The sequence below is a fragment of the Marinomonas pollencensis genome, assembly GCF_003387375.1.
Lineage (GTDB): Bacteria > Pseudomonadota > Gammaproteobacteria > Pseudomonadales > Marinomonadaceae > Marinomonas > Marinomonas pollencensis.
The window spans coordinates 54,561-66,317 of sequence record NZ_QUNG01000001.1; the positions used below are offsets into that span (position 1 = coordinate 54,561).

Annotated in this window: 9 protein-coding genes and 1 tRNA gene; 2 read left to right on the forward strand and 8 right to left on the reverse strand. The window is 44.4% G+C overall.

From position 1 onward, the window contains the following. Positions 1-76 precede the first annotated feature (76 nt). The 5 genes from lon to DFP81_RS00290 form a co-directional block, all read right to left on the reverse strand. On the reverse strand, positions 77-2,464 hold the full coding sequence (gene lon / locus DFP81_RS00270) for an endopeptidase La (protein ID WP_115895761.1): 2,388 nt from the start codon (positions 2,462-2,464) through the stop codon (positions 77-79). 202 nt (positions 2,465-2,666) lie between these two features. Next, positions 2,667-3,947: an ATP-dependent protease ATP-binding subunit ClpX gene (clpX, locus tag DFP81_RS00275; protein WP_115895762.1), complete on the reverse strand. Its 1,281-nt coding sequence runs from the start codon at positions 3,945-3,947 to the stop codon at positions 2,667-2,669. Positions 3,948-3,961: 14 nt separating this feature from the next. Continuing rightward, complete coding sequence (clpP, locus tag DFP81_RS00280; RefSeq protein ID WP_115895763.1) at positions 3,962-4,594, reverse strand: ATP-dependent Clp endopeptidase proteolytic subunit ClpP; 633 nt, start codon at positions 4,592-4,594, stop codon at positions 3,962-3,964. 74 nt (positions 4,595-4,668) lie between these two features. Beyond that, positions 4,669-5,997 (reverse strand): trigger factor, encoded by a 1,329-nt coding sequence (tig, locus tag DFP81_RS00285; RefSeq protein ID WP_115895764.1) that lies wholly within the window; start codon positions 5,995-5,997, stop codon positions 4,669-4,671. A 550-nt stretch (positions 5,998-6,547) separates the two neighbouring features. Then, positions 6,548-6,624 (reverse strand) — tRNA-Arg (locus DFP81_RS00290). A 438-nt stretch (positions 6,625-7,062) separates the two neighbouring features. Here DFP81_RS00290 and DFP81_RS00295 point away from each other — a divergent pair. Further along, positions 7,063-7,905: a YihY family inner membrane protein gene (locus DFP81_RS00295; protein WP_115895765.1), complete on the forward strand. Its 843-nt coding sequence runs from the start codon at positions 7,063-7,065 to the stop codon at positions 7,903-7,905. Between the two features lie 36 nt (positions 7,906-7,941). Beyond that, entirely contained in the window at positions 7,942-8,493 is a 552-nt protein-coding gene (locus tag DFP81_RS00300; protein WP_115895766.1) for a hypoxanthine-guanine phosphoribosyltransferase, read from the forward strand. A 78-nt stretch (positions 8,494-8,571) separates the two neighbouring features. Here DFP81_RS00300 and sthA read toward each other — a convergent pair whose 3' ends face one another. From sthA to nqrF, 3 genes are all read right to left on the reverse strand, one after another. Then, a complete protein-coding gene (gene sthA / locus DFP81_RS00305) occupies positions 8,572-9,966 on the reverse strand; it encodes a Si-specific NAD(P)(+) transhydrogenase (RefSeq protein WP_115895767.1) in 1,395 nt (464 codons plus the stop codon). 22 nt (positions 9,967-9,988) lie between these two features. Beyond that, positions 9,989-10,219, reverse strand: coding sequence for a (Na+)-NQR maturation NqrM (gene nqrM / locus DFP81_RS00310; protein ID WP_115895768.1), 231 nt, complete (start codon positions 10,217-10,219; stop codon positions 9,989-9,991). Between the two features lie 270 nt (positions 10,220-10,489). Further along, a complete protein-coding gene (gene nqrF / locus DFP81_RS00315) occupies positions 10,490-11,716 on the reverse strand; it encodes an NADH:ubiquinone reductase (Na(+)-transporting) subunit F (protein ID WP_115895769.1) in 1,227 nt (408 codons plus the stop codon). Positions 11,717-11,757: the final 41 nt, after the last annotated feature.

The window sequence follows — 11,757 nt, forward strand, 5'->3', positions numbered from 1 at the left end:
TGTATAAGAGCCTACCGACAAGGTCGAGCCAAAGTTATACAAGCCCTCCCCACCCCTTGTCAACACGGGGTTTAGCCTAATGATGACTCACAGTTTCTTGTTCATCAACAGTTTTTTCCTTTGAAGCCAAGGTTTCTTCCTTTTTTGGTGAAGGAATGTACTCTAAAGCAATATCTAGGACTTCATCTATCCATTTTACCGGAATAACTTTCATATCCGCTTTGATATTATCAGGAATCTCTTTCAAGTCACGAGCGTTCTCATGAGGAATAACAACGGTTTTTATCCCTCCTCGATGAGCTGCCAGCAATTTCTCTTTAAGACCACCAATAGGTAACACTTCACCACGCAAGGTAATCTCACCTGTCATCGCCACAGAGGCTTTTACAGGGATCTTCGCCAAAACAGAGACAATGGCAGTACACATAGCAATACCGGCACTAGGCCCATCTTTTGGCGTAGCACCTTCTGGCACATGCAAATGCAAATCGGTTTTCTCATGGAAGTCTTCATCTATGCCTAACCCTACAGCACGGCTTCTAACGACCGTTAAAGCCGCCTGAATGGATTCTTGCATGACATCACCCAAAGATCCAGTCTTCACATGACGACCCTTACCAGCCACACCAGCGGCCTCGATCGTCAATAGCTCACCACCCACTGAAGTCCAAGCCAACCCTGTCACCTGACCAATTTGGTTCTTCTCTTCTGCTTTACCATAACTGAATTTACGGATACCAGAGAAATCCTCTAAATTATCAGAGGTGACCGACACAGCCTCAGTGCTCTTACTTAGCGTTTGCTGCTTGATTACACGGCGGCAGATTTTACTTAGCTCACGCTCAAGACCACGCACACCCGCTTCTTTCGTGTAATAACGAATGACATCCATGAGCGCGTCATCCGACACCTGAATTTCTTTTTCTTTGAGCCCTGCCAGTTTAATCTGCTTAGGCAATAAGTAGCGCTTAGCAATATTTAATTTTTCGTCCTCGGTATAACCTGGAATTCGAATCACTTCCATACGATCAAGCAAGGGCCCAGGAATGTTCATGCTGTTTGAGGTACAGATAAACATCACGTCAGACAAATCGTAGTCTACTTCCAAGTAATGATCACTGAAGGTATGGTTCTGCTCTGGATCCAACACCTCAAGTAAAGCGGACGCTGGATCGCCGCGCTGATCCATGCCCATTTTGTCAATTTCATCCAACAAGAATAATGGGTTTTTAACTTTGATTTTTGCCAATTTTTGCAGCAATTTACCTGGCATAGAACCAATGTAAGTACGACGATGGCCGCGAATTTCCGCCTCATCACGTACTCCACCAAGCGCCATACGCACGTATTTACGGTTCACTGCTTTCGCGATGGATTGACCTAAAGAGGTTTTACCCACCCCCGGTGGCCCAACCAAACAAAGTACCGGGCCTTTGACTTTTTTGACGCGCTGCTGAACCGCTAAGAACTCTAAGATGCGCTCTTTTACATCTTGTAGGCCATAGTGATCTTGGTTCAAAACCTTTTCCGCATACGCGAGATCATTGCGCACCTTACTGCGTTTTTTCCACGGTAATGAGATCAACCAATCAATGTAGCCACGCACTACCGTCGCCTCTGCAGACATAGGCGACATCATGCGCAATTTCTTAAGCTCTGCTTCGGCTTTTTCCGTTGCTTCAGGAGACATGCCAGCTTGCTCTACTTTCTCTTGTAGAATATCCAGCTCACTGCCGCCATCTTCCATATCACCAAGCTCTTTCTGAATCGCTTTCATTTGCTCATTCAGATAGTATTCTCGCTGGCTTTTTTCCATTTGCTTCTTCACACGACTGCGAATATTCTTTTCCAAATGGGCAATATCCAACTCACCGTCCATGAGGGCGATTAAGTACTCACCACGCTCAGTAAGTGATTTGATTTCCAGCACTTGCTGCTTATCTTCTAACTTAAGGCTCATGTGGCCAGTGATGCTATCAATCAATTTAGAGAGATCATCAATCGACTTAACCGAGGTGACCACTTCCGCTGGAATACGCTTACTTCCCGCCACATATTCATCTAGCTGCTTAAGCAAGGCGCTGCGAATCGCGCTGTACTCAGATTCGTTTTCTTCTTCTGCCTCAAGCGCCATAATACGGCCCGAAACATAGTCTTCACCCTCTTCTATCGCATCAAGGCGAGCACGTGAGCCACCCTCTACAAGCACTTTGACCGTGCCATCAGGAAGACGTAATAACTGCATCACTTTTGCCGTCGTACCAATGGAATACAGGTCTTCAAGCTGAGGATCATCTTTGGAGGCATCTTGCTGCGCTACCAGAAACACATATTTATCATTTTCCATCGCGGCTTCGAGTGCAGCTATCGATTTTGCACGACCAACGAACAGTGGCAACACCATATGAGGGTAAACCACCACATCACGCAATGGCAGCATGGGCATCATTGAGAATTTAGACATATTTATTTCCAATCTGGGCGCAATATACCGCGCACTTTCATTTCATTCTTTGATTAGGAAAGAGATAAGGACAATAATAAAAAAAACAACCGTATCAGGGTGTTGAATTCAGTGTACATGCTGTTTTTCAATCTCACACTAAAAAAAAAGCCGAGATTGAATAACAAATTCAATCTCGGCTTTAATTTATGCGATCAAAGAGCTACCCGTTTTTTGCGAGTTCTTCTTTTTCCAACACCATCAAAGGCGCGCTTTCACCCTTCATAGAAGAGGCGTCCATCACCACTTTTGACACATCGGTGCGTGCCGGAAGGTCGTACATACAATCCAACAAAGCGGATTCTAAAATACTACGCAAACCACGAGCACCTGTTTTGCGCTCTAACGCTAGTGAAGCCGCTTCTTTCAACGCTTCAGGCGTGAATTCTAGCTCCACCCCTTCTAACTCAAACAAATGCTGATACTGTTTGGTCAAAGCATTCTTAGGCTCACTCAGAATAGTCACCAAAGCTTCTTCATCCAGTTCAGACAAGGTCGCTACCACAGGCAAACGACCAACAAACTCAGGAATCAAACCAAACTTCACTAGGTCTTCTGTTTCTACTTGATGCACAGCTTCAGAAAAAGACTTGCCTTCTTCTTTGCTCTTCACTTTCGCAGAGAAGCCGATACTACTTTTTTCTGTACGCTCACTAATGACACGCTCTAGCCCAGCAAAAGCACCGCCACAGATAAACAAGATATTAGACGTGTCTACCTGCAAGAACTCTTGCTGAGGATGCTTACGACCCCCTTGCGGTGGAACAGAAGCAACCGTACCTTCAATCAACTTCAACAAGGCTTGTTGCACCCCTTCACCAGACACATCACGTGTAATGGAAGGGTTATCAGACTTACGAGAAATCTTATCGATCTCATCAATATAGACAATCCCGCGCTGAGCTTTTTCGACATCATAGTCACAGCTTTGCAGCAGCTTCTGAATGATGTTTTCAACGTCTTCACCTACATAACCCGCTTCTGTCAAAGTAGTGGCATCAGCAATAGTAAAAGGCACATCCAATACACGGGCAAGCGTTTGAGCCAACAAGGTTTTACCGCTACCAGTTGGACCAATCAAGAGTATGTTACTCTTTCCTAACTCAACGCCGCTGTCTGCCTTACCTTGGTGACGCAAGCGCTTATAATGATTATAAACTGCCACCGCCAAAACACGCTTCGCGCGCTCTTGACCAATAACATAATCATCTAAAGACGCGCTTAGCTTCGCTGGCGTAGGCAGCTCATCACTCGCTTCGCCTACACTATCACCCTGCAATAGTTCCTGTGTAATGATGTTGTTGCATAGATCAACACACTCATTACAAATATAAACCGAAGGACCTGCAATCAGCTTTTTAACTTCATCTTGGCTCTTTCCACAGAAAGAACAATACAATAGCCGATCAGAGTGGTCGCCACGGCTAAACTTATCATCCGACATTTATTCCACCCTTTTTAAACCGTACGTTTTTGTAAAATTTCATCAATCAGACCGTACTCTTTCGCCGTTTCAGGATTCATGAAATTGTCTCGATCTGTGTCGATGGCAACTTGATCAATTGGCTTACCGGTATGAAAAGAAATGATCTCATTCAACTTGTGTTTAATACTTAAAATTTCACGAGTATGGATCTCAATATCAGACGCTTGACCTTGGTATCCACCTAATGGCTGGTGAATCATCACTCGTGAGTTAGGCAAACAATAACGCTTACCTTCCGCACCTGCGGTAAGAAGAAGCGCTCCCATACTCGCCGCCTGACCAATACACATAGTACTTACATCTGGCTTGATGAATTGCATAGTATCATAAATTGACATGCCCGCTGTGACCGACCCACCTGGTGAATTAATGTATAGGTGGATGTCTTTGTCTGGGTTTTCAGATTCCAAAAACAACAGCTGAGCCACAACAAGATTGGCCATATGATCTTCTACTTGGCCGACCAAAAAGATAACACGCTCTTTCAATAATCGTGAATAAATATCAAACGATCTCTCTCCACGCGCTGTCTGTTCAATTACCATTGGAACCAGACCGTTACTTGTGATGGCAACTGGACCTGTCGTTGGATTAGTCAAATTCATATCGCATTCCTTAAAACAAAAAAGCCGACATAACTAATGCTATGTCGGCCTTATTTAAAAAGATAAGAAGAATCTTATGCTTCTTGCCCTTCTTTTTCAGCTTGGGCTTCTGGCTTGATAGCGTCTTCATAACCCAAAGTTACATCTGTAATTTGAGCTGTTTCTAACAGTTTATCAACAACTTGCTCTTCAAGTACAGCAGATTGCACTTGCGCTAACTGTTCTTTGTTCTTCAAGTAGTAATCAATAACCTGCTGTGGCTCTTGGTAAGATTGAGCCATGTCTTCTAGGAAGGCACGAACGCGCTCGTCATCTACTTTAAGATCATTTTGCTTGATTACTTCAGAAATCAACAAACCAAGTTTAGCGCGTTTTGTCGCTTCTTCTTGGAACAATTCTGCAGGCAATTGGGAAGCGTCAAAACCTTGACCGCCAAATTGCTGAGCCGCTTGCTTACGCAAACCATCAACTTCTTGATCAACCAAACCAGAAGGCACTTGGATATCACCGTTGATTGACAACAAACCATCAAACAATGAGTTTTTCAATTTTGCTTTAACAGCTTGGTTTAGTTCACGGTCCATGTTCTTGCGAACTTCAGCACGAAGAGCGTCAACTGTCGCTTCTTCTAGGCCGAATTTTTCAACAAAAGCATCATCCAATTCTGGAATAACTTGTTCTGCAACTTCAGACACAGTAATTTTGAAAGTCGCTTCTTTTCCTTTCAAGTTTTCTGCTTGGTAGTCTTCAGGGAAAGTAACAGAGATAGTACGTTCTTCACCAGCTTTAGCGCCTAGAATGCCAGTTTCAAAACCAGGGATCATAGTGTTAGAGCCCAGTACTAATTTATGACCTTCTGCTGCGCCACCTTCAAAGGCTTCATCGCCAAGGTAACCAACAAAGTCAATTGTTACTTGATCGCCATCAGCAGCTTCACGCTCAACAGACGCCCAATCAGCATTCTGCTTACGTAGTGTTTCAAGCATAGTATCTACATCAGCATCTGTTACATCAGAGCTAACGCGGTTTACAGCAATCGCAGAAGCATCAGCCAATGTGATTTCAGGGTAAACCTCTACTTTAGCAACGAACTCTAGATCTTCGCCTTCAGCGAAGTTTTTAGGCTCAATTGCAGGCATGCCCGCTGGTTGCAACTCTTCTTTTTGAAGCGCTTCCATGTAAGCGTCACGCATAATTTGCTCAACTGCTTCCATACGGATGCCTTGACCGTAGCGTTTTTTAACAACACTCACTGGCACTTTACCTTTACGGAAACCGTCAATACGAACTGTTTTTGCGGTTTTTGCTACTTCAGCACTTACTTTTTCTTCGATACGAGCAGCTGGAACACTGATGGTAAGAACGCGCTCGATTGGAGACGTTGTCTCTACAGAAACTTGCATAAAACTTCCTCTCGGGAACTTGCTTTATTTGCCGGCGTTGTTGCGCAAAAGCGCAACCCAATAGTGACCAACAAAACCTAGGTTAAACGTGCAAAATAATGCGCTAAAAGCCTGATCATGAAGCAACTTCAATCACTCACTGACGGCGCCAGCAGCAACTCAAAAAACCCCACAATGTAGACATGAAGATCACACCAAAACAATCGCCAATCTTAAACAACTGAACTCACTGTTTACAGCGCTTTCAACGCGTACTTCACTGAAAATTGTGGCGGTATGTTAATGAAGGATAACAAAGGAGTCAAACCCTTTATCAAAACGCTGGACGAACGCACCCATTGCCCTTATGGAATTCAATAAAAACAGACAAACAGGAAAAACATGAGCCACTATTTATTGGGCAACAAACACCACCCAAAACAAAATCAAAGAAACCATGAAAGAAGTTTCATTTACTACATAGGGTTAGCGCTAAAAATAAGAAAGAGAGGATGACGATGAGTAGCCCTATTAAAGAGCGCAACTGAAAACACAGACTAACGATTGCAAATGGTAGGCCAGGCAGGATTCGAACCCGCGACCACCCGCTTAGAAGGCGGGTGCTCTATCCAACTGAGCTACTGGCCCACTGCAATTTTCGCGATATTATACGCCCACAAAAAAGATAAAGCCACATGGAAGAGAGTGTCTTCCAAATAAAACCTAATACTCTAGTTCATTGATAAATAGAGCTTTCATTGCGATTTGTATGGTGGGCTATTATAGAGATGGATTGCTCGCCGTCAACTAATAGACATAAAAAAGCCCAGATAAACTGGGCTAAAAATGACTTTTCGTCACCAAGGAACCGAGAATAGACAAAACAATTGTTTTGTTATTCATCAGAACAAATATCACAAAAGGAACGAGATACATATTAGCATAAAAGCAGTTGAACACAATGGCCTCTCCCCAAAATAGAGCGACTTGCACTGTTATTGTGCAATGTGCAACAACACCCCGTTCTGCTGACCAATTTGCCATGAATTATGATATCGTCATCCTATCTTTTTATGGAGCCACCTTATGTTAAAGCGCCCCCAATTCAACCTCCAAACCGCAACAATGTACTGGCGCGAAACCTGGAAGCAGTTTCAACATAGCCACCTAACACAGCGGGCAGCACAACTCACCCTATCAAGCCTTTTGGCCGCAGTTCCTATCATTACCATCATCATCGGCATCTTAGGCTTCACTCCTGCGCTGCAACACATGCAAACTCAGTTTTTTGATTTCATCGAGTCCCACTTAACCGCAGGCACCAGCGACGCCATCCTCCCCTACCTACTCAAGTTCTCAGAACAAACCAAAAACTTACCCGCAGCCGGTCTCGTTGCACTGGTCATCACCGCACTCATGCTACTTAACTCCTTTGAAGACAGCGTGCAATCCATCTGGAACATCAAGAAAAAAAGAAAAGTGCGCGAACGACTGCTTACTTACTGGGCAATACTCACCCTAGGACCCATCTTACTCGCGGCTTCCTTAAGCCTGTCCGGTACCATGCTGTCATTTCAAATACGCGACATTGAACCCAACACCTGGATCAGCAACTTACTCAGCCTGGGCCGCATCGCCATGTACTTTTTAATACTGCTCACGCTTAATTTTCTAACCCCAAATACCGAAGTATCCCTTAAGCTTGCATCCATCGCCTCTCTATTCGGCGCCATTGCCTTGCTTATTTTGAACACCATCTTCAGTCGCTTCGCCCATTTCTTTAGCTCTTATCAAGTCATCTATGGGGCATTCGCCGCATTGCCTATTTTCTTAATTTGGCTGCAATCACTGTGGATCATCATTCTGGCAACAACCTGCTTATGTGCCAGCATTCATAAAATTAAAAACTTAGCATCTGGTCAAGATTAGGTTAAAATCACGCGATCATTTCAAACCGAGTTACTTATGATCAACAAAATCAACGATCTAAAAACCATTTTAGATGAGTCCGACTGCCTTATTAACGCGCAACAAATTGACAGCGCCTTAGACAAAATGGCAAAACAAATCACCACTGACCTTGCTGATAAATTTCCGCTTGTTATTTGCGTAATGAACGGCGGGCTCGTCCCGACTGCCGCTTTGCTTGAGCGCCTGTCTTTTCCTCTTGAATTGGATTATGTCCACGCGACACGCTATGGCATGGAGACAGAAGGCACTACCCTTAAGTGGCTAAGCTACCCGCAAACTGAGATTAGCAACCGAGACGTATTAATCGTTGACGACATTTTTGACCAAGGTCACACCCTACAAGCCATCATCCAATGGTTTGAGGAGCAAGGTGCTAGTAATGTCTTTTCCGCAACCATAGTGAACAAGCTACACGACCGCAAAGTCGATATGACTCCAGATTACAACGGACTCGATGTAGAAGACCGCTTTTTGTTTGGTTTTGGCATGGATTACAAAGGCGCTTTTAGAAACCTAAAAGGCATTCACGCGGTAAAAGGCTGCTAAAGCCATTTTTAGCCCCACAAAAACAAAAAAAGGCATTCATTTAATCAAATGAATGCCTTTTTTATAACCTAAAACCCCTTAGAAAACGCGGTTAAAACCGTTCAAAGCCGCAACACGATACGCCTCTGCCATCGTTGGGTAGTTAAAGGTTGTGTTCAAAAAGTATTTCAACGAGTTTTGCTCACCCGGCTGCTTCATAATCGCCTGACCAATGTGAACAATCTCTGACGCTTGGTCACCGAAACAGTGGATACCCAAAATTTCCAGACTTTCTCGATGGAACAGCAATTTCAGCATCCCCACCGCTTCGCCGGTAATTTGAGCACGCGCGGTATTTTTAAAAAAGGCGCGCCCCACTTCATAAGGCACCTTTTCCGCGGTCAGCTCTGCCTCTGTTTTACCAATCGAACTAATTTCCGGAATGGTGTAGATACCCGTAGGCACTTCACTGATAAAGTGACCACCCTGAATACCAAACATGTTAGCAGCAACTGCTCGGCCTTGATCATAAGCGGCACTGGCCAAACTCGGCCAGCCAATCACATCCCCTGCAGCGTAGACATTTTCAACTTGCGTCTGATAAGTATCATTTACCGCCAATTGACCACGACCATTCGCTTCCAGACCAATATTCTCAAGCCCCAAAGACAGTGTATTACCAGAACGACCATTACAAAACAACAAGGCGTCCGCGCGCAGCTTTTTACCCGATGCCATATTCATCACAACCCCACGCCCTGTGGTTTCCACAGATTCATAGGTTTCATTGTGACGAATTAACACACCACCGTCGCGCAAGTGGTAACTAAGCCCGTCAGTTATTTCATCATCCAAGAAGCTTAGCAATTTCTTACCAGGGTTAATCAATTCAACACGCACACCCAAACCACAGAATATGGAGGCGTATTCACAACCGATAACACCGGCACCATAAATAATAAGAGAGCGAGGCGTGTGACTCAGGCTCAAAATAGTGTCAGAGCAATAAATACGCGGGTGAGTGAAATCAATATCAGCAGGACGATAAGGGCGCGAGCCCGTCGCTATCACTACTTTTTCTGCGACCAACAACTCTGGTCCGCGCTCATACGTATTTACTTCAATGGTATTGGCGTCTTTAAATTTGCCACGCCCAAAGTAAATATCGATACGATTGCGAGCGTAATATTCAGTACGCCCCATCACTTGTTTATCAATAACTTTATTTGCTCGATCCAATACTTTAGGAAACGAAAACCAACGAGGCTCACCAATATCTCGGAACATCGGGTTTGTGTTAAACGCGATGATTTCTTTTACTGCGTGACGCAAGGCTTTTGATGGGATTGTTCCTAGGTGCGTACAACTCCCTCCGACTTGTGGGCTGGCCTCAACCACCGCCACTTTTTTTCCTGCCTTGGCTGCATTCATTGCAGCGCCTTCACCAGCAGGGCCGGTACCTAGCACCACGACATCGTAATGTCTTGTCGTCATAGTATCCTCTTTAAAAATTCATTTACTTAGACGCGTCGTAAAACGTTTCACTCGAAGCGTTTTTGGAAGCAGTTTTTTCTTCTTTCTCACATTTGCCTTTGTCACCGCCGCAGATATCACAAGCAACTTCCATACCTAAAGCGCTCATACCACCACAAGAACCAGCAATTGGCTTTCTTCCCATCAGGACACCAACCGCCATGGCAGCGACCAACAACAACATAAGCGCAAACGCTAAAACAATCGTCAACATACTCTTTCTCCAAAAAACGAGGACAGACTTACCATCTTCGCAAACTTAAAAACTCAGTAAGGCGTTTATTACTAGATTCCACTCTCTACACTCTAGCAAACAAGCGTGCAGGGAGTGAGTTCAGCCATCCTCAATTCAGAAGCAAATAAGAAAACAAGACAGACAAAACAGAAACGCACTTGGTATTTTGTTTAGACACTGGCCATGCTATATCACAATGCCTAAACAAAATAAGGCCTGCCTAGACAGCAGGCCTTATCGTTTTAAACACTAGCCACCAAAGTCATCAAGAAGAATATTTTCTTTCTCAACACCTAGGTCTTCTAGCATTTTGATTACCGACGCGTTCATCATTGGAGGCCCACACATGTAGAACTCACAATCTTCTGGCGCTGGGTGATCTTTCAAATAGCTTTCATAAAGAACGTTATGAATGAAGCCTGTCTTACCATCCCAGTTATCTTCTGGTTGCGGATCAGACAAAGCCAAATGCCATTCAAAGTTATCGTTTTCTTCTTGAAGCTTATCGTACTCTTCAACATAGAATGCTTCACGCACACTACGAGCACCGTACCAGAAAGAGATCTTACGAGTAGAATGCAGACGTTTAAGCTGATCGAAGATATGTGAACGCATCGGGGCCATACCAGCACCACCGCCCACAAATACCATTTCAGCGTCTGTGTCTTTCGCGAAGAACTCACCAAATGGTCCATATACTTTAATCTTATCACCTGGTTTCAGGCTAAAGACATAAGAAGACATTTGACCTGGTGGCAAGTCATCTTTGCCAGGAGGCGGCGAAGCAATACGAATATTAAACTTAACCACGCCTCTCTCTTCAGGGTAGTTCGCCATAGAGTAAGCACGAATTACCGTCTCATCTACTTTAGAGACAAACTTCCAAAGATTGAATTTATCCCAGTCACCGCGGTACTCTTCATCGATATCGAAATCTTTGTAATTAACCGTGTGAGCTGGCGCTTCAAGCTGTACATAACCACCTGCGCGGAAATCAACATTCTCGCCTTCAGGTAATTTCAGTGTTAGCTCTTTAATGAAGGTCGCCACGTTCGGGTTGGACTCAACAGTACATTCCCAGGCTTTAACACCGAAGACCTCTTCAGGTACTTCAACATCCATATCCTGCTTAACCGCCACCTGACAAGAAAGGCGGTAACCTTCCTTCTCTTCACGACGAGTAAAGTGAGATTGCTCAGTAGACAGCATAGAACCGCCACCGCTTGTCACTTTACATTTACACTGAGCACAAGTACCGCCACCGCCACATGCAGACGATAGAAAGATACCATTACCAGCCAAAGTCTGAAGCAACTTACCGCCTGCAGCAGTTGTTACTTCTCTTTCACCATTGATGCGGATTGTTACGTCCCCAGAGCTTACCAATCGGGCGCGAGCAGCAAGAATAATTGCCACAAGACCCAATACGATAGCTGTGAACATCACCACACCTAGAATAATTTCTAAGTTGACCATGTTAATTGAACCTTATTCTTGGTTGTCTATTGTATGCAAGC